Source organism: Mycobacterium sp. 48b (assembly GCF_048282725.1).
Taxonomy (GTDB): Bacteria; Actinomycetota; Actinomycetes; order Mycobacteriales; family Mycobacteriaceae; genus Mycobacterium.
In genome coordinates this window covers 5,926,902-5,949,793 of the sequence record NZ_JBLVUL010000001.1, presented here as the reverse complement: position 1 = coordinate 5,949,793, position 22,892 = coordinate 5,926,902, and the positions used below count along the sequence as shown (strand labels likewise).

Here is a 22,892-nt window from a genome sequence, read left to right as displayed (position 1 = left end):
GGGGCGGCGGCGTGATCGGCATCACGAGGTGACCTACACCCACTTGCCGCCGTCGACGCGCAACGTAGCGCCGGTGACGAAGGACGCCCGATCGCTGCACAGCCACGCCGCGGCCTCGGCGATCTCGGCGGGCTGGGCCCCGCGACGCAGCGGGGTGTCGGCGATGAGACTGTCGAGGACACCGGGGCTGGCTGCGTCCCACTCGTGGATCATGTCGGTCAGCGTCGGACCGGGCGCCACTCCGTTGACCCGGATGCCTTCGGGCCCGTAGGTGACCGCGGCCGATTCGGTGAGGCTGTTGACGGCCCGCTTCATGGCTCCGTAGGCCGGTAGCTCCGGGTTGCTGTGAAAGCTGCCGATGCTGGAATTGTTGACGATGGCACCGGTTTTGGCCGTGGCACGGATCGCGGCGACCTCAGCGCTCAATGCCGACCAGACGCCTTTGAGATTGACGCGGTAGACGTGGTCGAAGTCGTCCTCGGCCAACTGGTCGAGCGGTCCCGGCGGTTGGATCGTCGCGCCGTTGTTGAAGGCCACGTCGAGCCGTCCCCAGAGTTCGACGGTGCGCTGTACCGCGGCGCGCACACTGTCGCCGTCGGCCAGATCGCACACCACGTATTCGGCAATACCGCCGGCCGCCCTGATGTCGTCGGTGACCGCCTTGATTTGGGCTTCGGTCCTGGCCGCCAGCAGAACGCTCGCACCTTCGGCGGCGAACAGCCGCGCGGCGGCAGCGCCTATGCCGCGCCCAGCGCCGGAGATGAATGCGATCTTGTCGGCGAGCAGCCCGGTCGTCGTGGGAGAAGTCATGGCAACGAGCGTGCGTCGGGCCGCACACCGCATCCAGGTATCGGTGGTACCAGGCTGTGAGGAGGCGCGGCAGCGCATCGGTCGGGAGAATGGTCCTGTGGACAAGCGAGAGCTCGGCGCGTTCCTGCGCAGCAGGCGTGAGCGGATCAGTCCCGCCGAGGTGGGCCTGCCGCTCGGACCCCGCCGCCGCACCCCGGGGCTGCGCCGCGACGAGGTCGCGCATCTCGCGTTCATCTCCACCGAGTACTACACCCGCCTGGAGCAGGCCCGCGCCCCGCATCCGTCGGGCGAAGTGCTGTCGGGCCTGGTCCGCGCGCTGCGACTGTCCGATGTCGAGCGGGCCCACCTGTACGTGCTGGCCGGGGTCGAGCTGAAAGGGCCGACGGGCCCGCCGCGGGTGGTCCGGCAGAGCATCCTGGATCTGCTGCGGCGATTGCCCCAGGCCGCCGCCATCGTGGTGTCCGCGACCTATGAGGTGCTCGCCTGGAACGACCTGGCCTGCGCTCTGATGGAGGATTTCTCGGCGTTGTCGCGCCGGGACCGAAACCTGGTGCGGCGCGCGTTCCTTGGTCCTCATCCGGTCGATGGACGACGCCTGTACGGCGTGTCCGATGCCGAGGAGTTCTCCCATACCGCCGCCCAGCACCTGCGCGCCACCGCCGCGCGGTATCCGGACGATCCGGAAACCGCGGATCTGATCGCCGAATTGCGTTCTGGTAGCGATGAGTTCGCTCGGCTGTGGGATGCCCACGATCTGGTCGCCCAGCCCACCTTGTGCAAGACGTTCGCGCATCCGACGGTCGGTGCCGTCTCGGTCAACTGCGACACACTCGACATCGCAGACCGCGACCAACGCGTCATCATCTACACCACGGAACCGGGCTCGCCCTCGGAGGAGGCGATGCGACTGCTCGCCGTTCTGGGCACTCAGCGTATGGACGTCCCCGGCTGAGCCAGCCACTCGGTGAACCGCCGGCCCTCATCGGCTGCCCAGCGCGACGGCGGGGATGCGTCGAGATACCTGGCCAGCATTCGTTCGGTCTCATCCGGTCCACGGGTCTCGAGCAGACTGCGCAGCAGATCGGGCCGGGCGAGGGTGAGTTGGCCGAGCCGGGCCCGGTCGGCCAGACCACGCAACAGCTGCATGGCCGGATCGTCTGTGGGCGGTTCGGCGCTCGCCCGCGCCGTATATGCCGCCAGCCGTCGTTCCCATTCCTGGGTGCCTTCCAATCCGTGATCGGTCGGCGGACCGACAGGCGATCGGGGCGCCGCGGTGGCCGTGCGAAACGGTCTCTCGACGGGTGCGCCGTCACAAATGCGGTGCAGCGCTTGCAGGATCGCGCGCAGGCCGGCCGCGCCGAGCGACACCATCGCAGTGGGCACCGCCTCGAACACCACCGCGCGTAGTTGGGGTAACCGCGGGATCGTGCAAGCCAGCAGGGACAACAGCTCCAGATCCGGACCGCCGATATGGGCGTCCAGGTAATAGCCCTCCAATTCGAAGCCGCCGGCGACGTGGATCTCCAGCACTCGATCCAGTGGCAGGGCGTCCAGGACGTCCTCGACGGGTTGGCGGCCGTTGCGTTCATTGGCCAGCAGGTTGTGCAGGTCGAGCAGGATGCCGCAGTCGGCTCGCCGGGCGATCTCGGCGATGAAGCTGCCGTCGGGCAGCTCGCCGGGGCGCGGCCGAAGATAGTTGACTCCGGTCTCGATGAGAAATGGCCGCTCTGAATGGGTTTGGTAGCTGTCGATGTGTTCGACGGCGGCCTCGACGCCGGCGCGGGTCTGCGCCGGCGGCAGCAGGAACCCGGCGTCGAGCTCGTGACCCGCGTGGCGGACCTGGTTGAACGACAGGTGTTCGCTCCAGTGCGTGGCCCCGAGCCGCGCGGCGCACTGGGCGGCCAGCTTCACCCCGGCCGGGTCGGGGGCGGTGCAACCCCCGACCGGGAAGCCCACCCCGTGCACCAGCGTGGGACGGTCTCGGCTCTCGACCCAGTCGAACGCGGGTTCGTTGATGTCCCAGCCGGTTTGGCGTGGCGTCCACATCGTCTGCGGCTCGACCTCGACCACGTCGATGAGGTCGGCGACTTCGCTCCAGACCAGGTCCAGGCCGGTGGTGGCGATGACGCCGACGCCGAGATCGGGCCGCGACATCGAAAAGCTAACCCGTGGTGGGCGTGGCGACGCCCTCTTCGTTGATGACGAAGTCGGAGAATCCCTGCCAGTGCAGGTCCAGTCCGGAGTGGCAACCAGGGCAGCCGGCCTGCCCGAGCACACTGGCCTGTGCCTTCTGGAACTTCTTGAGATCGAACAGCACCGAATCGGGGGCGCTGATCCGGATCCGGTCCCGTGGGGGCAGCGGCTGGGGGTTCAAATCGGCCATGATGCGATCCTTTCCTGCGGTTACCGGAGGAATCCGGTGATATGCCGAGGTTAGGAAGCTGCGCGGGCGCGGTCGCGGGTAGTTGACTACCTGATTCAGCCCCTTGGCTGCGTCGAACAGATGTTCGATACACTGGTGGGGTGGGTTGGCATAACGGGCCGCCGAGCTGGTCGGAGATGGAGCGGGTACTTACCGGCAAGCCGCGTCGTTCCGGCCTGCCGTTGGAGCCAGCGGGCGACGGCGGGGACAGTCCGGCCTGGTCGCGTAAGCGCGGCAGCTATCAACCGCCGGAACTCGACCGGCCGCGTACGTCGGTCCGTTACGCCGAGCTGCACACGCATTCGGCGTACAGCTTCCTCGACGGCGCGAGCACGCCGGAGGAGTTGGTGGAGGAGGCGGCCCGGCTGAACCTGCGGGCGATCGCGCTGACCGATCACGACGGGCTCTACGGTGTGGTCCGGTTCGCCGAGGCGGCTCGGGAACTGGACGTAGCCACGGTCTTCGGCGCCGAGCTCTCGCTGGGGAACATTCCCCGCACCGAGGACCCCGATCCGCCCGGCCCGCATCTGCTGGTGCTCGCCCGTGGGCCGGAGGGGTATCGACGGTTGTCGCGCGAGATCGCCAAAGCCCACCTGGCCGGGGGTGAGAAAGGCAAGCCCCGCTACGACTTCGACGGGCTCACCGAGGCCGCCGGCGGGCACTGGCACATCCTCACGGGCTGTCGTAAAGGTCATGTCCGCGAGGCGCTTTCCCGCGGCGGTCCGGAAGCTGCCGCCTCCGCTCTGGCCGATCTGGTGGACCGTTTCGGGGCAGGCCGGGTCAGCGTCGAACTCGCCCATCACGGCCATCCGTGCGATGACGAGCGCAATGCCGTCCTGGCCGGGCTGGCGTCGCGGTTCGGGATACCGGTGGTGGCCACCACCGGTGCGCACTTCGCCACCCCCGACCGGGGGCGGCTGGCCATGGCGATGGCGGCGATCCGGGCCCGCAACTCGATGGACACCGCGGCCGGGTGGCTGGCCCCGCTCGGCGGCTCCCACCTGCGCTCGGGGGAGGAGATGGCCCAGCGGTTCGGTGTGGAGATCGTGACGGCCGCAGCAGATCTCGGTGAGCAGTGCGCCTTCGGTCTGGCGCTCATCGCCCCGCAGCTGCCGCCGTTCGACGTTCCAACCGGGCACACCGAGGACAGCTGGCTGCGCCATCTGGTCATGGTGGGTGCCGCCGAGCGGTACGGGCCCGTCGCCAACGCGGAAAAGGCCTATGCGCAGATCGAACACGAACTGCGCATCATCGAGCAGTTGAAGTTCCCCGGCTATTTCCTTGTGGTGCACGACATCACCCGGTTCTGCCGGGACAACGACATCCTGTGCCAGGGCAGGGGATCGGCGGCCAATTCGGCGGTCTGCTATGCACTGAAGGTCACCAACGTCGACCCGATCGCCAACGAGCTGTTGTTCGAACGGTTCCTGTCCCCGGCTCGCGACGGTCCGCCCGACATCGACATCGACATCGAATCAGACTTGCGCGAGAACGTCATTCAATATGTGTACGAGCGTTACGGTCGTGACTACGCCGCGCAGGTCGCCAACGTCATCACCTATCGCGGCCGTAGCGCGGTTCGCGACATGGCCCGGGCGCTGGGCTTCTCCCAGGGGCAGCAGGATGCCTGGAGCAAGCAGCTGAGCCGGTGGAACGGGCGTCCGGACTCGCCGGAGGCGGAAGACATCCCGCGGCCGGTGATCGAGTTGGCCACCCAGATAGCCAACCTGCCGCGGCACCTCGGCATCCACTCGGGCGGCATGGTGATCTGTGACCGCCCGATCGCCGACGTGTGCCCGGTGGAGTGGGCGCGCATGGCCAACCGCAGCGTGCTGCAGTGGGACAAAGACGACTGCGCGGCAATCGGTTTGGTGAAGTTCGACCTGCTCGGCCTCGGGATGCTCTCGGCGCTGCACTACGCGATCGATCTGCTGGCCGAGCACAAAGGCATCGCCGTCGACCTGGCCAAACTGGACCTGTCCGAACCGGCGGTCTACGAGATGTTGCAGAAGGCCGACTCGGTGGGGGTGTTCCAGGTGGAGTCCCGCGCACAGATGGCCACCCTTCCCCGGCTCAGGCCGAGGGAGTTCTACGACCTCGTGGTGGAGGTGGCGCTGATCCGGCCGGGCCCGATCCAGGGCGGTTCGGTGCACCCCTACATCCGTCGCCGCAACGGCCTGGAGCCGGTCACCTACGACCATCCGTCGATGGAATCCGCCCTGAAGAAGACACTGGGCATCCCGCTGTTCCAGGAGCAGCTCATGCAATTGGCAGTCGACTGTGCGGGTTTCACCGCCGCCGAGGCCGACCAGTTGCGCCGGGCGATGGGCTCCAAACGCTCCACCGAGAAGATGCGGCGGCTGCGCAGCCGGTTCTACGACGGCATGGCCGAACTTCACGGCATCACCGGCGAGGTGGCCGAGCGGATCTACGAGAAGCTGGAGGCCTTCGCGAATTTCGGTTTCCCGGAAAGTCATTCGCTGAGCTTCGCGTCGCTGGTCTTCTACTCGTCGTGGTTCAAGCTGCACCACCCGGCGGCGTTCTGCGCGGCCCTGCTGCGGGCTCAGCCGATGGGGTTCTACTCCCCGCAGTCGCTGGTCGCCGACGCACGCCGGCACGGGGTGGCGGTGCACGGCCCCGATGTCAACGCCAGCCTGGCCTACGCGACGTTGGAGAACGCCGGTATGGACGTGCGGTTGGGGCTGGGCAGTGTCCGCCACATCGGTGACGAGTTGGCCGGGCGCCTGGTCGATGAGCGAAATGCCAACGGGCCGTTTGAGACCCTGATCGACCTGACTGGCCGGGTGCAGCTGTCGGTACCCCAGACCGAGGCGCTGGCAACCGCCGGTGCGCTGGGTTGTTTCGGGATCAGCCGGCGTGAGGCGCTGTGGGCGGCGGGTGCGGCAGCCACCCAGCGGCCGGACCGGCTCCCGGGAGTGGGATCTTCCTCGCACGTCCCGCCGCTGCCGGGGATGAGCGCGCTGGAGCTCTCAGCCGCCGACGTGTGGGCCACCGGCGTCTCGCCGGACAGCTATCCCACCCAGTACCTGCGTGCCGACCTCGACGCGCTGGGCGTGGTTCCCGCCGACAAGTTGCTGGGTGTCGTCGACGGAACCCGAATCCTGGTTGCCGGGGCGGTCACTCACCGGCAGCGCCCGGCGACCGCGCAGGGGGTGACGTTCATGAACCTGGAAGACGAGACCGGCATGGTCAATGTGCTGTGTGCGCCCGGGGTGTGGGCGCGTTACCGCAAGTTGGCGCAGACGGCGCCGGCGCTGGTGGTCCGCGGCATCGTGCAGAACGCCAGTGGTGCGGTCACCGTGATCGCCGACCGGATGAGCCCGGTCGAGCTGAGGGTCGGCTCGCGGTCGCGCGATTTCCGCTGAGTCGCCTGGCGTCAGCTCGGATCGGCGCCCGAGGTGTTGGCGACGCCGCGGGTCGCGGTGTCCTCGAGCCCGGTCCGCAGCAGCGACCACGCCAGCCGCCGCGCGGCGGTCGCCCGCTCGTGCAGCAGGCGTTGGACCGCCGGGATGGGGTTGGTTTCCGGGGCCCGTCCCTCGACCACGTCGGCATGCAGATCCTCGGCAACCTGGATCGCCAACAGCACAGCGTCGTTGACCCGGTTCAGCGCATCCTGCAGGCGGTCGTCCTGGCTGAGCAGATGGGCGTTGTCCAGCTCGACCGAGACGTCGCTGACCACCTGGCTGATCTGCTCGAAGAGCGCGTTCATCGCGGTCTCCCGCTCGTCGCGGTCCGGGTTGCGCAGCTGCGCGGCACCTTCGCTCCAGAGCGTGGCGAGCATCCGGGTGTGTGCGCCCACCGCGCGGGACACCTCGATCATCGCCTGCTTCTGCAGTTGATCGAGCAGGTTGTTGCGCTCGATGCGGGCCAGTTCCTGTTGCGCCACCAGTTCGGCATCGTGCAGTTTCTGCTGAGACTCCATCTGGGCCCGGTGCCATTTCTGGGTCAGGGCGAGTTCCAGCGCCGAGCGCTCGTCGGCGGCCGCAAGCTCACGACGCAGACGCTCGTCGGCTTGGGCGATGTCGTTCTTGGCCTGACGCTGGATGGTGAGGGTCAGCCACATCGTCACCATCACGACGACGAAGACCACGGCACCGAAGAACCACTCGGCCTTGCTTCCGCGCTCGCCCGGGCTGAACAGCAGGTACCAGATGATCGCCAGGCTGCTCAGGCCGCCGCACGCCAGCCAGCCGATGCCGGCCTTGGTGTCGATGGACATGTTTTTGGGGGCCGGGTCTCGATGCACCGCAGCCACCCGCATCGGCTCAGTCGTTTCGCCGATCTGGCCGTAATCCAACGGGGCACCCCCTGAAGACTCAGCGACCCTTGTCGATTCAGTTAGTCCGGCCATGTCGACCTCCCGTCGGCCAAGCCTGCCACCGTGCCGGCGTTCAGAGTAAGGCCAACCTCGGCGGCCGGTGCTACCGGCCGGTGGCACCGGCGCTCGCATACTCTGTTTTTCGTCATTCTTCAAGTGCCCCTAGCGATGACGTGACGCTCCCAAACCGCTAGTGTCATCGGCGAGCTCACCGCGAGCGGCGGTGGATCGGTCCGACAGGTCCGGCGACCGGCCGCTCACTTTCTGTTGATCTGTTCGCTTGAGAATTGAGGGCCCATGGGACAAAACGCGACGCTGGAAGGTGATTCGGCGGTCATCGTCAGTCTGTCGGAAGCGGCGATGCACATGTATTCCGCCGCGATCGATGCACTGCCCTTCCCCGAGGACAAGAAGTTCCACAAGCGCGCCGACGTCGTCCTGTCCGGCCTGCGCAAGCTGCGTGCTTCCCTGGCGGAGGCGGCCAGCAGCAACCGGCCGTCTCCCGCGGTCATCGTGGCGCTCAGCGGGGTCCGTCAGCGGTATGACTCGCTGATGGCCCATGCCGCTGCGGCGCCGGGATCCTCTCTGGGACAGCAGATCTACGTCACCCGCGTCCACGCCAAGCTGTCGGCCCAGGAAGTCGCCAACGGTGCCGGTCTGCGTGACGGACTGCTCGATGAACTCGAGGCCGGCGCAACCCCGACCGATGCCGAGGCGCAGAAGATCCGCGACACCATCGCGGCGCTGGGCGGGTTGCCCGGCGACGATCACGGCATCCACGCCGTTCCGAGCCCGGTCGAATACGGCTCGTCCGAAGAGTCGCAGGCCAACGGCTGGGAACCGGTGTTGGTCTCCGAGAACGCAGGCTGAATCGGACCACACACCGTCGTCGATTCCGCGACGGTGCGCAACCTTCATCTGTTAGCTGAGTTGTACTGCAGCGCACGATGATTGGAAGCTCCCCAGCAAACTGCTGGGGAGCTTCTCCGTTTTTCACCGGTGAGCGGTTGTAGGGTCGCGGCATGACAGCCGAACCAGCTCTGAACTTGACCGTCGACGAGCTCCTCACCACCACCCGCTCGGTGCGCAAACGCCTCGACTTCGAGAAGCCGGTGCCGCGTGAGGTGATCACGGAATGCCTCGACCTGGCGCTACAGGCCCCCACCGGGTCGAATGCGCAAGGCTGGCAATGGGTTTTCGTCGAGGACCCGGCAAAGAAGAAGGCGCTGGCCGACATCTACCGGGCCAACGCCAACCCCTACCTGGACATGCCCAAGCCTGAGCGCGGTGACATCCGCGATCAGCAGGCGGATGCCGTGATGAGCTCGGCGAGGTACCTCACCGACAACTTCGAGAAGGCGCCGGTGCTGATGATCCCGTGCCTGGAAGGCCGTCCGGATGGTGCACCTGCCGGCATGTCCGCATCGTTCTGGGGATCTCTGCTGCCCGCGGTGTGGAGCTTCATGCTGGCGCTGCGCTCCCGCGGCCTCGGGTCGGCCTGGACGACGCTGCACCTGCTCGGTGACGGCGAGAAGCAAGCTGCCGAACTGCTGGGCATTCCGTTCGACAAGTACGCCCAGGCGGGCCTGTTCCCGATCGCCTACACCAAGGGCACCGACTTCAAGAAGGCCAAGCGCCTTCCGGCCGAGCAGTTCTCGCACTGGGACAGTTGGTGAGCGCTGGGCGCCTGTTGCCCCAGATGAAATTGTGAAGCCGGTGTATGAACTCTCTGTGAGATTCGGGCGTGGGTCGCATGGCGGCCCACGCCCGCGGCGTAACTAGACGCCGCCGGCGAACCCGTGTTGGCGCCACGCCTCATAGGCGGCGACGGCCGCGGCATTGGACAGATTCAATGACCGCCTGCCGTCGAGCATCGGAATACGCACCTGCGCGGTGATATTCGGGTCGGCCAAAGTTTGTGCGTCCAGTCCGGTGGGTTCCGGGCCGAACATCAGCACGTCTCCCGGCTGGTAGGCGATGTCCGCGAACGAGGTCGACGCGTGCGCGGTGAATGCGTAGACCCGGGCCGGCATCAGCGCGCGCCATGCGGACGCCAGATCGGCATGCACGGTCACCGATGCCAGGTCGTGGTAGTCGAGGCCGGCCCGGCGCAGCTTGGGTTCGGACAAATCGAACCCCAGGGGCTCGACCAGATGCAGCTCGCACCCGGTACCTGCCACCATCCTGATCGCATTGCCTGTGTTGGGTGCGATGCGAGGAGAAAAGAACAACACCCGGAACATCCGACGATGATCGTACGAAGGCCCGCCCGGGGTCGAATCGGGATGTGAATGAGGCCCGAATCGGCACGCGGAATAGGAAGTGGAAATCGGCACGCGATTCGGCAAGGACAGCGCTGTTTGCTCGATTACCACACAACTGCGCTACGGCTCGGTCACGAACTCTGTCTGTTCAGTAAGAATTGTGGAAACGCTCGCGAGCTGCTGTCATACTCGTGCAATTGCCAAGGCGTTTGACGCCCGCCCCCGCGTGGGCGGAAACAGCAGGAAGTCTTATGAATCACGCCCCACGAGTAAATTGCGGCCACGCAGCCGGTAGTGCGGTTGGGCGCCGATGACTGCCTTTACGCAGCTGAAACAGGCTGACGGCACCCTCGTCGAATTCTCCCCAGCACCATCGGCTCCGGCCAAGCGCCCCTCGCGCTGGTCACCGGCCAACTGGCCGGTCAGCCGGAAAGTCCTTGCCATTGTCGTCGTGCCGTTGATCCTGGCGGCGACGTTCGGTGGCTTGCGCATCTATGCCAGCGCCAGCGCTGCCGGAGATCTGCGATTGGCGGCCGATCGTGCCGAAGTGATTCCCGACGTCGACCGCTACATGGCGGCGATGGAGGGTGTCCTTATCGCAGCTACCGAAGGTGGCGACGGGCAGTCGGCGATGTCCACGTTCAATGAGCGCAAATCTGATTTGCAGCAACGGGTAGATGCCACCGATGTGTCCGAGGACGTGGGCCAGGCCGTGGCCGGCCTTCTCGGCAAGGGACAGCAGCTCGTCGACGCGGTGATGTCCGATTCGATCGATCTGCGTCAGCGCATCCTCGATTACGGTCCGCTGCTGCTGACCGGGGAAGCCGCCATCACCGGCTCGGTGCACAGCAACCAGCAGTCGGTCCAGGCTCAGGTCGAGGCGCTGGCCCGGGCGGTCGGTGCCCGCGGGCAGATGGCGATCCAGCGGATGCTGGTCAACCGGGGCGGGGACGAGCCGGAGCCGCTGCTGCGCACTTCGATGATCACGATGGCCGGAACCGAGCCGTCCACGGTCGCTGCGCTGACCAAGGTGCTCGGCGGTGGCTCCGAGGAGGCGGCGACGCTTCGCGCCGAGATGGTCAAGCGCATGGCGATGATGTCGAACCCCGGCATCCCGCTGGTCGGTAACCCGGACATGCTGGCCTCGCTGGACGCGACCAACAAGATCGCCGGGCAGATCGTCGCCGACACCACCGCGTCCATTCCGGCCGCCGTGGAGGCCCAGGCCAACGATGCCCGCAACGACGCGATCCGTGACGCCATCCTGGTGGCGACCGCGATCGTCAGCGCCATGGTCATCGTGTTGTTGGTGGCCCGCTCACTGGTGCGCCCGCTGCGGACGCTGCGCGACAGCGCGCTCAAGGTGGCGCATCAGGACCTGGCCAAGGAGATCGAACGGGTCCGTGCCGGCGGTGAGTTGGTGCCGGTCACCCCGATCCCGGTGCAGACCACCGAAGAGGTCGGTCAGGTGGCCCATGCCGTCGACGAGCTGCACGAGCAGGCGGTGTTCCTCGCCGGCGAACAGGCTCAGCTGCAGTTGCAGGTCTCCGACATGTTCGAGACGCTGTCGCGGCGCAGCCGCTCGCTCGTCGACCAGCAGTTGTCACTGATCGACCAGCTGGAGCGCAACGAGGACGATCCGGAACGCCTGGAGAGCTTGTTCCGGCTCGACCACCTCGCTGCCCGCATGCGCCGGAACGGTGCGAACCTGCTGGTGCTGTCCGGCTCCAAGCTGGCACGCGAGCACAGCCGCCCGGTGCCGCTGGCGACGGTGATCAATGCCGCGGCCTCGGAGGTCGAGGACTACACCCGCGTCATCACCGCGTCGGTGGCCGACGTCGAGATCACCGGTTCGGCGGCGGGCGACCTGATCCACCTGCTGGCCGAGCTGCTCGACAATGCGCTGCGCTATTCGCCGCCGATCTCGCAGGTGCGGGTGTCGGCTGTGCACGCGGCCAAGGGTGCGTTGGTGATCGAGGTGAGCGACGTCGGCCTGGGCATGACCGAGGCCGACCTGCGGGTCGCCAACACCCGTCTGCAGTCGGGCGGCGAGGTCAATCCGTACACCGCGCGTCACATGGGTCTGTTCGTGGTCGGGCGGCTGGCCACCCAGCACGGTCTGGTGGTGCGGCTGCGCAGCACCGTCGCCGAAGAACCGAGCTCGGGCACGACGGCAGGGGTGTACATCCCGGCCACACTCCTGGCCCGCGACGGCGGCGACGCGGTCGACGACCTTCCGTACGGCAGGCCTGTCGACGCGCACGCCGGGATCGCGACGGCGCTGTCGCTGGACGCGGACCCTGCCGATGCGTCGGCATTCGGGTCCGGCACCGACGAACCCCACCTCAACGGGGCCGAGATGCCGTTCGATCTGCTGCCTCAGCGCAGTCCGGGTGCCAGCGGCATCTCGGAGCTGCCGGGGACACTCGCACCGCAGCCGGACCAGGCTGCCGAGGTGCCGGCCGAGGAGCCCGCGGAGGAGCCCGTCGGTGAGTGGCCACAGCAGTGGCCGGTGCACACCGAAGAGAGTGCGGCGCTGGCCAAGGGAGAAGCCAAGGGCGAAGTCGCCGCAGCGGCCGACCCTGCAGCCTCCGACGACGCGGTTGACGACGTGGAATCCGGGCGTCAGACGCCCACCAACACGTCATCGTTCTTCGCGTCCCGCGGGCAAGCCGCCACCAACGGCGTGAACGGTCACAGTGGCCCCAACGGGGCGAGTGACCTCAACGGCCACAGCGGCCTCAACGGCGTCAATGGCGTCAATGGTCTGAACGGTCTCAACGGTCTCAACGGTGCGGCTCATCAAGCCGAGCAGGTACCCGAGGAACCGGTCGAACCCGCCGCGGCTCAGGCCGAAGACCCCGAGGTCCAGGGCGACTCGATCTATCAGTCGATGGTCTCGGAATTCGAGATCGACCCGACGACCCACGTGCGCAGTGCCGATCTGGACTGGAAGACGGTCTGGGAGAAGGGCTGGTCGGTGGCCGCCGCCGCCCAGGATGCGCCCGTCGAGCAGCACACCGAGGAAGGCCTGCCCATGCGTACGCCGGGTGCCCGCCTGGTGCCGGGTGGCGTGGCTGCGGCTGTCGGAGTGGCCGGCGAGTCCAACGGCCGTCACCGCAACGGTGGAGTACACCGTAACGACGACGGCTTCGAGACGGTAGCATCGGCAGACGAACCTGACAGCGGCATGTTCGCGGCGTTCAAACCGCGTGACCCCGAGTCTGTCCGTACGAGCACCAGCAACCTTTTCGGAGGCGTGCACGCCGGACGATCGCATGCCCGTGAGACCAGAGGAACCGATAACGAATGACCCGTCCGACGCAGCGCGACTCCCTGGACTGGCTCGTGTCCAAGTTCGCCCGCGAGGTATCCGGGGTGTCCCACGCAGTGCTGGTTTCGGCCGACGGACTGCTCATGGCAGCCAGCGAACACATGCCGGTCGAGCGGGCCGACCAGCTCGCCGCGGTCTCCTCCGGCCTGGCGAGCCTTGCCACCGGCGCCTCCCAGCTGTTCAACGGCGGCCATGTGATGCAGTCGGTGGTCGAGATGGAGAACGGCTACCTGCTGCTGATGCGGGTGGGCGACGGCTCCAACCTGGCCACGCTGACCGCCCCTTCCTGTGACATCGGCCAAGTCGGCTACGAGATGGCCATCCTGGTCGAGCGGGTCGGCGCGGTGGTGCAGTCTTCGCGCCGTACGCCGCAACCGTCCTGAGTCCCCGCTCCCTTCAAGTCGCGAGGTGCCTGTGGACGAACCGGAAACTACTGACCGTCCGAGTCTGGTGCGGCCGTACACGCTGACGGCCGGCCGCACCGACTCGCGCGTGCACCTTCCGCTGGAAGCCCCGATACAAAAAACCGACACGACACGTGAACCGCGCTGGACTGGGCACGATGTGCGCGCACAGATCGTAGAGTTGTGCACCGGCAGCCCTTCGGTTGCCGAGATTGCCGCTCATTTATCTCTCCCGCTCGGCGTGGCGCGCGTGCTGATCGGGGACTTGGTGACGCAGGGTTATCTACGGGTGGAAGCCACCCTTGATGATTCGGCTAGCTTCGACGAACGCCGCGAATTGATTGGAAGGACCCTGCGTGGCCTACGAGCACTCTGAACCCCGCTCGGCCTCCGGCGGTGGCGCCCCCCGACGTGGGGCTGCCTCGACGAAGATCGTCATTTCTGGCGGGTTCGGCGCAGGGAAGACAACATTCGTGGGCGCGGTCTCCGAGATCATGCCGCTGCGCACAGAAGCGTTGGTCACCAACGTGTCTGAGGGCGTCGACGCGCTCGACGGCACCCCGGACAAGCGCACCACCACGGTCGCGATGGACTTCGGCCGGATCACGCTCGGCGAGGATCTGGTGCTGTACCTGTTCGGCACCCCCGGGCAGCGCCGGTTCTGGTTCATGTGGGACGACCTGGTCCGTGGCGCGATCGGTGCGATCATCCTGGTCGACGTGCGCCGCCTGCAGGACAGCTTCGCCGCCGTCGACTTCTTCGAGGCCCGCAAGCTGCCGTTCATCGTCGCGGTCAACGAGTTCGACGACGCGCCAAAGCATCCCACCCAGGCGGTCCGCAAGGCCCTGGCGCTGCCGGAGCACATCCCGGTGGTCGCCGTGGACGCCCGTGACCGCAACTCGGCCAAGGCCGCGCTGATCGCGGTCACCGAGTACTCGTTGACCACAATGTCGGCGTTGCCCGGCTGAGGCGTGGTAGCTGACGAAACCGCCTGGGCGGACCGGGAATTCACAGGTCACGATTTCCGCGAGGAAGATCTGAGCCGGTTGCGCACCGAGCGTGTGGTGTTCACCGAGTGCGATTTCAGCGGTGTCGACATGTCCGAGTCGCAACATTTCGGCTCGGCATTCCGCAACTGCACGTTCCGCCGCGCCACGCTGTGGCACAGCACGTTCACCAACTGCAGCCTGCTGGGTTCGGTGTTCACCGAGTGCCGGCTGCGGCCCATCAAGATCGTCGAGTCGGATCTGACCCTGGCCGTACTCGGCGGCTGCGATCTGCGCAGCGTCGACCTGTCGGACTGCCGGATGCGTGAGGCCAGCCTGGTCGGGGTGGACCTGCGCAAGGCGGTGCTACGGCAGGCGGACCTGACCGGCGCGCGGGTGCAGGACGCCAAGCTCGACGAGGCCGATCTGCGCGGGGCGCGCGTCGACCCCACCTTCTGGACCACCGCCAAGTTGCGCGGCGCCAAGATCGACATCGCCCAGGCGCTGGCCTACGCCGCCGCCCACGGTCTCGACGTCCACGGCGGCTAGCGGTTACCGGTCGCCGCTGTCGCGCACCTTTTGTCACGCCAGAGTGATTGCCAGCGTCCAGTGTCACGCCAGCGTGACACCCCAACTTGCTGTGTCACGCCAGAGTGGCGATCGGCACCGGGCGTCACTCTGGCGTGACAAAGCGGGAGAACTCAGCCGGCCTTGAGGCGGATCCGCCAGCGAACGAACCCGGTGTAGACGATGCAGAGCAGCAGCAGGATGCCGATGTTGATCAGCCACACGGTCGGGGTGTGCTTCCAATGCGAATCGGCGGGCAGCAGCGGCGGCGGCACCAGGCGAGTCAGGTCGATGGTCGAAGCGGAGGCCGCGAAGCCCCAGCGCGCCGGGGTGATCCAGGACAGCTGATCGAGCACCACGCGGTCGGTCACCGGGATCATGCCGCCGGAGAACACCAGCTGGCTCATCACGGTGACCACCAGCAGCGGCATGATCTGTTCGGCCGAGCGGGCCAGTGCCGACAGCGCCAGGCCCACCATCGCGGAGGCCACACACGTCATGGAGATGTCGATGAACAACTCCAGGTTGCGGCCGCCGATGAAGGCCCCGCTGTCGACAGAACCCGGGCCCCAGCCCTTTCCGAGGATCGTGATCACCGTGACGATGGCGGATTGGAGCACCGCGAATACGGCGAACACCGCGATCTTCGCGAGCAGGTAGGCGGTCGTCGACAGGCCGACCGCCTGCTCGCGACGGAAGATTGCCTGCTCGCCGATGAGCGCCCGGATGGTCAGTGCGGTGCCCATGAAGATGGCACCGACGTTGAGCATCACCAGGATCTGGCCCGGTTCGTTGGGTGCCTCGCCGCCCTGGACGGCAGGCACCGGCAGACCGAACCCGACATCACCGGGCACCGACAGCGACAGCACACCCATGATGAACGGCAGCATCAGCAGGAACGCGGTATAGCCCCGGTCGGACACGATCAGCCGGACTTGCCTGCGGGCGATCGTGGACAGCTGCCGGAAGAGGCTGGTCTTGGCCGGCTCGCCGAGATCGCCGGGTTGTGCCGACGACGCCTCGGCCGCCGGGGCAGGACCGGTGCGGGCCAGGTACTTGCGGTTGGCCTCGGCCGGATCGCCGGCGACGGTGCTGAAGATGTCGGCCCAGTTGGTGGTGCCGAGTTCGGGGCCGATCTGGTCGGGCGGGCCGCAGAAGGCGGTCTTGCCGCCGGGGGCCAGCAGCAGCACCTGATCGCACACGTCGAGGTAGGTCAGCGAGTGCGTGACGACCAGCACCACGCGGCCGGCGTCGGCCAGCTGGCGCAGCATCGTCATCACCTGGCGGTCGAGCGCCGGGTCCAGGCCCGAGGTGGGCTCGTCGAGGATCAGCAGTGACGGGCCGGTCAGCAGTTCGAGGGCGACCGAGGCGCGCTTGCGCTGGCCGCCGGACAGCTTGTCGACGCGGGTGTCGAGGTGCTTGGTCATCTCGAGTTCCTCGAGCACCTGCATGACGACCTGTTCGCGGTCTTCCTTGGTGGTGTCCGGTGGCAGCCGCAGTTCGGCGGCGTACATCAGCGCCTGCCGGACGGTGAGCTGACCGTGCACGACGTCGTCTTGGGGGACCATGCCGATCCGGGAACGCAGCGAGGCGTACTCGGCGTGGACGTCGTGGCCCTCGAAGGTGATGGTGCCGCTGGTCGGATGTGTGTAGCCGGCGACCTGTTTGGCGAACGTCGACTTGCCGGCACCCGACGGGCCGATCACCGCGGTGAGCGTGCCGGGCCGGGCGGCTACGGAGATGTTGTCGAGAAGCGTCTTGTTGCCCTCGATGGTCCAGGTCAGACCGCGCACCTCGAGGCCGCCGGTGCGGGTGTCGGCCTCGGTCTCGCTGCGCCGTACCAGGGTGCCGCCGCTGAACACCAGGTCGACATTGCCGATCGTGACCACGTCACCGTCGTGCAGGATCGCGCTGTCCACCCGCGCGCCGTTGACGAAGGTGCCGTTGATGCTGCGCTCGTCACGGATCTCGGTGCCGCCGGTCAACGGGATCAACGTGGCGTGATGGCGTGAGGCCAGCACGTCGGGGATGACGACGTCGTTGTCGGTCGCGCGGCCGATCTTCACCGCACCTGCCGGCGCCGGGGTCGTGCGACCGGGCCGCAGGATCTTCATCATGCTGGTCGCGATGTTGCCGCCGGCCTCGCTGCCGGCCCGGTCCGGGGTGGCAGCGGGCCGCATCGTGGTCGGTGCCTGGGCCGGGTTCGCCGGGGCCGGGGTACGAACCGGTTGCGACTGGTACGCCTGTGGCCCGCTGGGATATCCCGACTGCGGTCCGCTCGGGTAGCCACCCTGGGGGCCACTCGGATATCCGGTCGGCGGGGTCGGGTAGCGCGGCTGCGGGCCGGACGAGTAACCGGGGCGCTGGGCAGCCGGTGGCTGACCGTACTGCTGACGCCCGGGGGCCGCCGCCTGGGTGGGCCACGCGCCGCTGGGCCGGTTCCCGATGGGTACCGCCGCGGTCGGTGTCCGGCCGACAGAGCCCTGGTGACGTCCGACCTCGAAGGTCACCTGGGGCCCGTCCGGGTTGCCGATGTTGACGACCTGGCCGTCGTGGATGTCGATCGAGGGCACCCGGCGGCCGTTGGCGTACATGCCGTTGAGGCTGCCGTTGTCGATCGCGATCCATCGACCTTGGTCGAAGCGCAGCACCAGGTGCGCACGCGAGATCAGCGGGTGGGCGATGCGGACGTCGGCGCGGAGGTCTCGGCCGATGACGACATCGTTGCCCGGGGCAAAGGTACGGGTCGATCCGTCGTAACGAACGGTCAGCGCAGGGCTCATCGCGCTCAACTCTATCTGTACTTTTCACCGGGGCTGGGCCGTTGCGGGGGTGTTGCGGCGTGTGACTATGGCTCACATGGGTTCTGAAGGGTCGCAGAAGACGGCCGACCGGGTGCTCGGCGTGCTACGTCTGCTCGGCACGGTGTTGGCCGGTGCAGCGGCGGTGTTGTTGGTGTGGGCTGCGGTGCTGGGTGCCTGGGCGCGGCTGGTCGCGCCACGCAGCGCAGGGGAGGGCTCCTGGTACGTGATCGGCCTGCACCGCTGGGGCGAAGCGCTGCCGAACCGCATGGCGCTGGCGGTGGTGGTGATCGCGGTGGTGCTGATCGCGGCGATGGCCTACAGCGTCTGGCGTGGGCAGACCGGCCGTGACCTGGCGGCCACCCCGGCCGGTGCGGGCGGCGTGGCGGCGCTGCTGGTCATCGCCTACGTCTCGCAGGGCATCCCGGCGTTCTATCGGACGGCGATGACCGGTTCGCCGGTCACCGCGGCGCTGCCGGCCGGGATGGCGGCGTGGTGGTTGTGCCTGGCCGGTGCGGCGGCGACGTTCCTCGCGGCGCGGGCGTTCCCTCGGTTGGACCGTGGCGCGGTGAAGTTGCTGGCCGTCGGTGCGGCGATTGCTGTCGTGGTTGCCGCGGTGGTGACCGTGGGTGCGTTGCGTGCCGGTGACGACGGACGCTTCGTCGATGCGACGACGACGGCAGCTACCGATGTGCCCGCGGTGCCCAATGTGTTGGGGAAGCGGACGTTCACGGTGCCGGTGGCCGATGCGTTCGGCGATCAGGGCGTCGCGACGTACGACATCGGTTCTGCTGGTGCCGGATTCGCGGTGTACCGGGACGGGCGCATCACGGCCTACGGCGCTGACGGCAAGGAGCGCTGGCACTACGCGCGTACCGGGCCTGGCGATGTGGCCGTCACCGGGATGCGGGTGCTCGACAATGGCGCCACGGTCCTGGCGTTCATCGATGGCGGGCTGGTCGGCCTGGACGCCATCACCTGGCAGCAGTTGTGGGTGAGTGCGGATGCGGCCCTTCAGGAAGCGGCCCGTGGGCGTTTTCGTTTGGCGTCCGGGCCGTTCATCGTCGGGTGGAACGACGAGCGCATCTGGACCCGGTATGACAGTCGGACGGGCCACGCGATGTGGAGCGTGCCCGCCCCGCATCCCGGTTGCGGCATTGTCGAACCCGTCGTGACCGCCGCGGGGGTGGTGTCGATAGTCCAATGCCAGGACGGCAAGGTCTGGTTGAGTGTGCTCGATCCCGAAACCGGGCAAATCGGCTGGGACACAGTGCTGACGGAGAAGAAGATCGACCCGGCGGTGCCGATCGAACAGCGCTACCTCAAACTCGGGGCCAGGCCGGCCAACAGTGCCGGAGTCTTCGTATCACTGACTGGTTCCGGTGCGCCGGGCAGTGCACTGTATGCCGACATCGTTCACCGCACCGCGGCCCCATTGCCGGCTGAGGCGCGGCCGGCTGAATCGTACGGTCCCGGTGAGGATTTCGTGGTGTGGTACCTGATGGACCGGACCACCCGGCTGACCCTGTTCGGTCCCGACGGGCGTCAACGGTGCCAGGTTCCCGACGGCGTGGAGCCGGTTCGGACCAACGTGCCGAGCCTGCGAGTTGATCAACCCGCCTTTGTCACGTTCCCTGACACGCTGCTGCTTGCCGACCGCGGCGCCCGGGGCGCCGAGGGATCGCTGCGCACATTCGACGCGAAGACCTGCGCTCAGACCGCCACGGTGCCCGCCGAATCGGTCGAAGGATTGGTGCCGGTACCGGGCGCGGTGCTGGTGTTGCGCCGTGACGGGCAGACGCTGCAGATCGACGGGTACACCGCCTAGCTGTCGTCGATGAGGATGTTGATTTCGTCGGTTCCGTTGCCGGGCTGTGATTCTCGGGTGAGCACGCGGATGGGGATGGAGCCTGGCCGCCTGAGCGAAACATGTTGGCGGTCATCCTCAGCTGCGAGTCCACTACCGAAGGTGCATTCGGGTTGCGGAAAGATCAACGATGCGTCGAAGATGAGTCGCCCTAGGCCGGTGGTGTCCGCTCCTCGGTAAACATGGACATCGGCAGTGCGATCAGCGTGTTCGTCTTGGTCGTCGGCGAACGTGAAAATGTGGATGCTGGATTCGTCGGCAATGAACTCCACTGGGTATTCGTCGAGTTCCGGAACGCTCCTCGAGCCGAGTGCGGCGAAACGTACCTGGTGGTAGGCGGGGATGATGGTGGCTTGGGCGAGTAGTTCGTTCGCTGTCATCGGGACCGGCCCTTTCTGCTTCTTCTGGTCGACGGGTACACCGTCTAGCTGTCGTCGATGAGGATGTTGATTTCGTCGGTTCCGTTGCCGGGCTGTGTTTCTCGGGTGAGCACGCGGATGGGGATGGAGCCTATGCGTCGGAGCGGGACGTGGTGGTGGTATTCCGCGATCGCCAGGATGCTGCCGAAGGTGAGTTCAGGTTCGGGGAAGTTGAGGGGCGTGTCGAAGATGAGTCGGCCCAGCCCGGTGGCGTCGGTACCGCGGTAGACATAGATGTCGACGGTGCGGTCGGCGTGTTCGTCTTGGTAGTCGGCGAAAGTGAAGACGTTGACGCTGGATTCGTCGGAAATGAACTCCACTGGGTATTCATCACCAAGCTCTGGAACGTCATCCCAACCCAATGCCACGAAGGAGACTTGGTGGTAATCCGGGATCATGGTGGCGTGAGCGAGTAGTTCGTTCCCTGTCATCGGGTCCGGTCTCCTTCTGCCTCAGTTGGGCTTGGAGTGGTGCTTCTTACTCTTCCTGTCTTTCTTGGGTTTCTGCTTCTTCTGGTCACGGTTCTTGTTCGACGAAGACGCCGAGCGGTTGCCGTTGTCATTGTTGCGGTTTTCGCGGGCGGAGATCACCCCAGCCTTCTGCACCGCGTTGAGGCGCTGCCGGTTGGTGACCGTGCTGACCCGGTCGGCGTCGATGGCGCGCTGCTGGGCGGGGTTGGACGGCCGCAGCTGTGGCTGTCTCTTGAGCAGGTCTCGTTGTGCGCAGTCGCGGCAGCTGATCTGGCCGGTGCGGTCGCGGAATACTACTTCCACCTTGTCGCCGGGCTTGAGCTGGTATTTCTCTCGTACGTGCATCCAGATATTGCCTTCGACCGCGGACGCTCTGGGATTCAGGTATCGCACGTTAGGTGGACCATTGCCCCGGTCGGCGCTCATAGCGAGTGGTTTCTCATCCCGGGCAAACCCTGATCGCAAAGGAGAGCCTTTCATGGCATCTTTGCGGTGGGCGTCTCTCGCGGCCTCAGTGGCGATGGTGAAAGGACTGGGCTGGTCGAGGATTGCAGCTTCGTAGTGGTCGATGAAGGGGCCCTGGCCGCCCATCTTGGTTTCGTCGTAGACCCCGGCCGGGTGTTGAGTGGTGCACCCGCAATCCAGTGCGTGCCCGGGGGGAACATCTCGGGGGGTCTTGGCTGGGGGCCCGTTGGGGATCTTGGGAGTGCTCACGCCGGGCACGGGTGCTTTCGGGGCGCCCGTGGCAGCAACCTCGTCGGCGAGTTGCGCTGGCGGGGTGGGTGCGGCTTTGGCGACTTCGACCACGTCGTCGGCGTGTTTGGCCAGTTGTTCCCCGGCGATCTCCACGCCTTCTTTGACAGCCTTTTTGGCTGCGCCTTGTGGGGTCAGTGCGCTGGCGATGTCGAAACCGGTGGCGATGTTGCCGAGTACCTTGTTGTCCGGCATGGCCGCAGCGGCGATGTCCAGCCCAGCCGAACTCAGGTTCACGGTGGCGGCGGCGATCGCCGCAGCTCCGGCCGGGCCGCCGACTCCGGTCACGGCCAAGGCGACACCGCCGACGAGCATGGCCGATTCGAGCGGGTTCTCTTTGACGAAGGTGCCGACGGCCTTGGCTCCGGAGACGGTGGCCGACACCGCGGTAGCGGTGGCAGAGCTGACGGTATCGGCCATGGAGCTGACAGCGTTGGTGATCGAATCGAAAAACCCCTGCGGCAGTGGGATTCCGCCGGTATTGGTGAGATGCAGGGGTGGGTCAACGTAGACGGGCCAGGCGGTGTCGGGCCTGGGATCGATGGCCTCGGTCAGCGCATACAACTGTGGAGAGAGTCGCTTGACCACATACGAACTCGGCACCAAAGCGCCGGTGGCGTCGCGGGTTTCAGCTGGGGAGAACATGCCGATGGTCTCGGCGGCCGGGGTGGCCCGGTTGATCGTGAGATAGCCGTTGGTGTGAGCCAGCATCACGGTGTCGACGGGCGTTCGCACGAACGTGGTGACGATCCGCGGCCCGTCCGGATCGTTGATTCGGGCGACGGTGCGGGTGCCGGTGGCGGTGTTCTCGGCCAGCATGTCAAAGCCGGCCCCGGCATTCGGATAGACCACCTGGCCGCCTGCGGTGTGCCGGGCATGCCCGAGACCACCGGGCAGTACGACCTGAACCGGGCCGGCTGCGGTGGGTGAGGTCAGCCCGGACACCGGATCGACAGGCAAGCCCGCTCGCCGCTGCTGGGCCGACAATGACGGATCGGTGCCCACCGCCGAGTCACCGAAAGCCGCTACCGCTGCTTCGGCGAACCCCTCGTGCGCCGAGGCCGGGGACATCTCACCCTCGACCCGAGGTGGGGTCGGGGGGATCAGGTGTAGGCCGCCGACGGTGACGGCCACGGCGCACAGCACGGCCGACCACCGCGCCGGCCAGCCCAGCCAAATGCTTTGCTGACCATCTGGCACCAAGGGCCGTTTGGCCGACGTGTGGCTACGGCGAGTGTCCATGCTATCCCCCGATCAGCAAATCGCCATGTGTGCGAGCGGTCGCCCCGCCGACATGGATCGATACGGTAATCACAGCTGTTAAAAGCTGTCAATCGCATGTCAGGTGTTCGAGCTGAATGGGGCGGAAGCGTTAGTTTCTTGGGAGACAGCAAATGAAGCGTCACATGCACTGGGGTGGGTGACGGCCGCTCATGCCATCTGCGCGGTGACTGAG

19 protein-coding genes are annotated in these 22,892 nt (G+C 67.1%); 10 read left to right on the top strand and 9 right to left on the bottom strand.

The window, feature by feature from the left end; all coding sequences use genetic code 11:
• Window positions 1-33 precede the first annotated feature (33 nt).
• Window positions 34-810, bottom strand: coding sequence for an SDR family NAD(P)-dependent oxidoreductase (locus ACNQR1_RS29070; protein ID WP_418049045.1), 777 nt, complete (start codon window positions 808-810; stop codon window positions 34-36).
• Between ACNQR1_RS29070 and ACNQR1_RS29065 the strand changes: the two genes are divergently transcribed.
• On the top strand, window positions 809-1,762 hold the full coding sequence (locus ACNQR1_RS29065) for a helix-turn-helix transcriptional regulator (protein WP_418049044.1): 954 nt from the start codon (window positions 809-811) through the stop codon (window positions 1,760-1,762). The genes ACNQR1_RS29070 and ACNQR1_RS29065 overlap by 2 nt on opposite strands.
• Here the strand turns inward: ACNQR1_RS29065 and ACNQR1_RS29060 are convergent.
• On the bottom strand, window positions 1,738-2,964 hold the full coding sequence (locus tag ACNQR1_RS29060; RefSeq protein ID WP_418049043.1) for a DUF692 domain-containing protein: 1,227 nt from the start codon (window positions 2,962-2,964) through the stop codon (window positions 1,738-1,740). The genes ACNQR1_RS29065 and ACNQR1_RS29060 overlap by 25 nt on opposite strands.
• 7 nt (window positions 2,965-2,971) lie before the next feature.
• Window positions 2,972-3,193: a hypothetical protein gene (locus ACNQR1_RS29055; RefSeq protein ID WP_418032282.1), complete on the bottom strand. Its 222-nt coding sequence runs from the start codon at window positions 3,191-3,193 to the stop codon at window positions 2,972-2,974.
• A 140-nt stretch (window positions 3,194-3,333) separates the two neighbouring features.
• Between ACNQR1_RS29055 and ACNQR1_RS29050 the strand changes: the two genes are divergently transcribed.
• Window positions 3,334-6,618 carry an error-prone DNA polymerase gene (locus ACNQR1_RS29050; RefSeq protein WP_418049042.1) on the top strand — a complete coding sequence of 1,095 codons (3,285 nt, stop codon included), beginning with the start codon at window positions 3,334-3,336 and terminating at the stop codon, window positions 6,616-6,618.
• Between the two features lie 11 nt (window positions 6,619-6,629).
• Here ACNQR1_RS29050 and ACNQR1_RS29045 read toward each other — a convergent pair whose 3' ends face one another.
• Complete coding sequence (locus ACNQR1_RS29045) at window positions 6,630-7,604, bottom strand: hypothetical protein (protein ID WP_418049041.1); 975 nt, start codon at window positions 7,602-7,604, stop codon at window positions 6,630-6,632.
• A 264-nt stretch (window positions 7,605-7,868) separates the two neighbouring features.
• Here ACNQR1_RS29045 and ACNQR1_RS29040 point away from each other — a divergent pair, with 264 nt between their 5' ends.
• Entirely contained in the window at window positions 7,869-8,441 is a 573-nt protein-coding gene (locus ACNQR1_RS29040; protein WP_418049040.1) for an XRE family transcriptional regulator, read from the top strand.
• A gap of 152 nt (window positions 8,442-8,593) precedes the next feature.
• On the top strand, window positions 8,594-9,247 hold the full coding sequence (locus ACNQR1_RS29035) for a nitroreductase family protein (RefSeq protein ID WP_418049039.1): 654 nt from the start codon (window positions 8,594-8,596) through the stop codon (window positions 9,245-9,247).
• Window positions 9,248-9,349: 102 nt separating this feature from the next.
• On the opposite strand, the gene ACNQR1_RS29030 is transcribed toward ACNQR1_RS29035, so the two are convergent.
• The gene (locus ACNQR1_RS29030) at window positions 9,350-9,814 is read right to left on the bottom strand and encodes a tRNA (cytidine(34)-2'-O)-methyltransferase (RefSeq protein WP_418049038.1); all 465 of its coding nucleotides are present in this window, start codon (window positions 9,812-9,814) and stop codon (window positions 9,350-9,352) included.
• A 331-nt stretch (window positions 9,815-10,145) separates the two neighbouring features.
• Here ACNQR1_RS29030 and ACNQR1_RS29025 point away from each other — a divergent pair, with 331 nt between their 5' ends.
• Genes ACNQR1_RS29025 through ACNQR1_RS29005 form a run of 5 tightly spaced genes read left to right on the top strand, consistent with a single transcriptional unit; the run spans window position 10,146 to window position 15,108 of the window.
• On the top strand, window positions 10,146-13,148 hold the full coding sequence (locus ACNQR1_RS29025) for an ATP-binding protein (protein ID WP_418049037.1): 3,003 nt from the start codon (window positions 10,146-10,148) through the stop codon (window positions 13,146-13,148).
• Window positions 13,145-13,552 (top strand): roadblock/LC7 domain-containing protein, encoded by a 408-nt coding sequence (locus ACNQR1_RS29020; RefSeq protein ID WP_019346515.1) that lies wholly within the window; start codon window positions 13,145-13,147, stop codon window positions 13,550-13,552. Before ACNQR1_RS29025 ends, ACNQR1_RS29020 begins: the two co-directional genes overlap by 4 nt.
• Window positions 13,553-13,583: 31 nt before the next feature.
• A complete protein-coding gene (locus tag ACNQR1_RS29015; protein WP_082448780.1) occupies window positions 13,584-13,949 on the top strand; it encodes a DUF742 domain-containing protein in 366 nt (121 codons plus the stop codon).
• Entirely contained in the window at window positions 13,930-14,541 is a 612-nt protein-coding gene (locus ACNQR1_RS29010; RefSeq protein ID WP_418049036.1) for a GTP-binding protein, read from the top strand. The genes ACNQR1_RS29015 and ACNQR1_RS29010 overlap by 20 nt, the downstream gene beginning before the upstream one ends.
• A gap of 3 nt (window positions 14,542-14,544) precedes the next feature.
• Window positions 14,545-15,108, top strand: coding sequence for a pentapeptide repeat-containing protein (locus tag ACNQR1_RS29005; RefSeq protein WP_418049035.1), 564 nt, complete (start codon window positions 14,545-14,547; stop codon window positions 15,106-15,108).
• A gap of 152 nt (window positions 15,109-15,260) precedes the next feature.
• Here the strand turns inward: ACNQR1_RS29005 and ACNQR1_RS29000 are convergent, their stop codons facing one another.
• Window positions 15,261-17,909 (bottom strand): FHA domain-containing protein, encoded by a 2,649-nt coding sequence (locus ACNQR1_RS29000; protein WP_418049034.1) that lies wholly within the window; start codon window positions 17,907-17,909, stop codon window positions 15,261-15,263.
• 76 nt (window positions 17,910-17,985) lie between these two features.
• Here ACNQR1_RS29000 and ACNQR1_RS28995 point away from each other — a divergent pair, with 76 nt between their 5' ends.
• Window positions 17,986-19,755, top strand: a complete 1,770-nt coding sequence (locus ACNQR1_RS28995) for a hypothetical protein (protein WP_418049033.1) — start codon at window positions 17,986-17,988, stop codon at window positions 19,753-19,755.
• On the opposite strand, the gene ACNQR1_RS28990 is transcribed toward ACNQR1_RS28995, so the two are convergent.
• From ACNQR1_RS28990 to ACNQR1_RS28980, 3 genes are read right to left on the bottom strand one after another with little or no spacing between them, the layout of a single operon-like run.
• Window positions 19,752-20,174 (bottom strand): hypothetical protein, encoded by a 423-nt coding sequence (locus ACNQR1_RS28990; RefSeq protein WP_418049032.1) that lies wholly within the window; start codon window positions 20,172-20,174, stop codon window positions 19,752-19,754. The genes ACNQR1_RS28995 and ACNQR1_RS28990 overlap by 4 nt on opposite strands.
• A gap of 44 nt (window positions 20,175-20,218) precedes the next feature.
• Window positions 20,219-20,644, bottom strand: coding sequence for a hypothetical protein (locus ACNQR1_RS28985; RefSeq protein ID WP_418049031.1), 426 nt, complete (start codon window positions 20,642-20,644; stop codon window positions 20,219-20,221).
• A gap of 21 nt (window positions 20,645-20,665) precedes the next feature.
• Complete coding sequence (locus tag ACNQR1_RS28980; protein ID WP_418049030.1) at window positions 20,666-22,678, bottom strand: HNH endonuclease; 2,013 nt, start codon at window positions 22,676-22,678, stop codon at window positions 20,666-20,668.
• Window positions 22,679-22,892: the final 214 nt, after the last annotated feature.

Coding starts and splice junctions, on each gene's coding strand:
- ACNQR1_RS29030 (WP_418049038.1), bottom strand. CDS start 9,814: ATGTTCCGGGTGTTGTTCTTTTCTCCTCGCATCGCACCCAACACAGGC.
- ACNQR1_RS29020 (WP_019346515.1), top strand. CDS start 13,145: ATGACCCGTCCGACGCAGCGCGACTCCCTGGACTGGCTCGTGTCCAAG.
- ACNQR1_RS29065 (WP_418049044.1), top strand. CDS start 809: ATGGCAACGAGCGTGCGTCGGGCCGCACACCGCATCCAGGTATCGGTG.
- ACNQR1_RS29035 (WP_418049039.1), top strand. CDS start 8,594: ATGACAGCCGAACCAGCTCTGAACTTGACCGTCGACGAGCTCCTCACC.
- ACNQR1_RS28990 (WP_418049032.1), bottom strand. CDS start 20,174: ATGACAGCGAACGAACTACTCGCCCAAGCCACCATCATCCCCGCCTAC.
- ACNQR1_RS29025 (WP_418049037.1), top strand. CDS start 10,146: ATGACTGCCTTTACGCAGCTGAAACAGGCTGACGGCACCCTCGTCGAA.
- ACNQR1_RS29070 (WP_418049045.1), bottom strand. CDS start 810: ATGACTTCTCCCACGACGACCGGGCTGCTCGCCGACAAGATCGCATTC.
- ACNQR1_RS29000 (WP_418049034.1), bottom strand. CDS start 17,909: ATGAGCCCTGCGCTGACCGTTCGTTACGACGGATCGACCCGTACCTTT.
- ACNQR1_RS29040 (WP_418049040.1), top strand. CDS start 7,869: ATGGGACAAAACGCGACGCTGGAAGGTGATTCGGCGGTCATCGTCAGT.
- ACNQR1_RS29045 (WP_418049041.1), bottom strand. CDS start 7,604: ATGGCCGGACTAACTGAATCGACAAGGGTCGCTGAGTCTTCAGGGGGT.
- ACNQR1_RS28985 (WP_418049031.1), bottom strand. CDS start 20,644: ATGACAGGGAACGAACTACTCGCTCACGCCACCATGATCCCGGATTAC.
- ACNQR1_RS29060 (WP_418049043.1), bottom strand. CDS start 2,964: ATGTCGCGGCCCGATCTCGGCGTCGGCGTCATCGCCACCACCGGCCTG.
- ACNQR1_RS28980 (WP_418049030.1), bottom strand. CDS start 22,678: ATGGACACTCGCCGTAGCCACACGTCGGCCAAACGGCCCTTGGTGCCA.
- ACNQR1_RS29055 (WP_418032282.1), bottom strand. CDS start 3,193: ATGGCCGATTTGAACCCCCAGCCGCTGCCCCCACGGGACCGGATCCGG.
- ACNQR1_RS28995 (WP_418049033.1), top strand. CDS start 17,986: ATGGGTTCTGAAGGGTCGCAGAAGACGGCCGACCGGGTGCTCGGCGTG.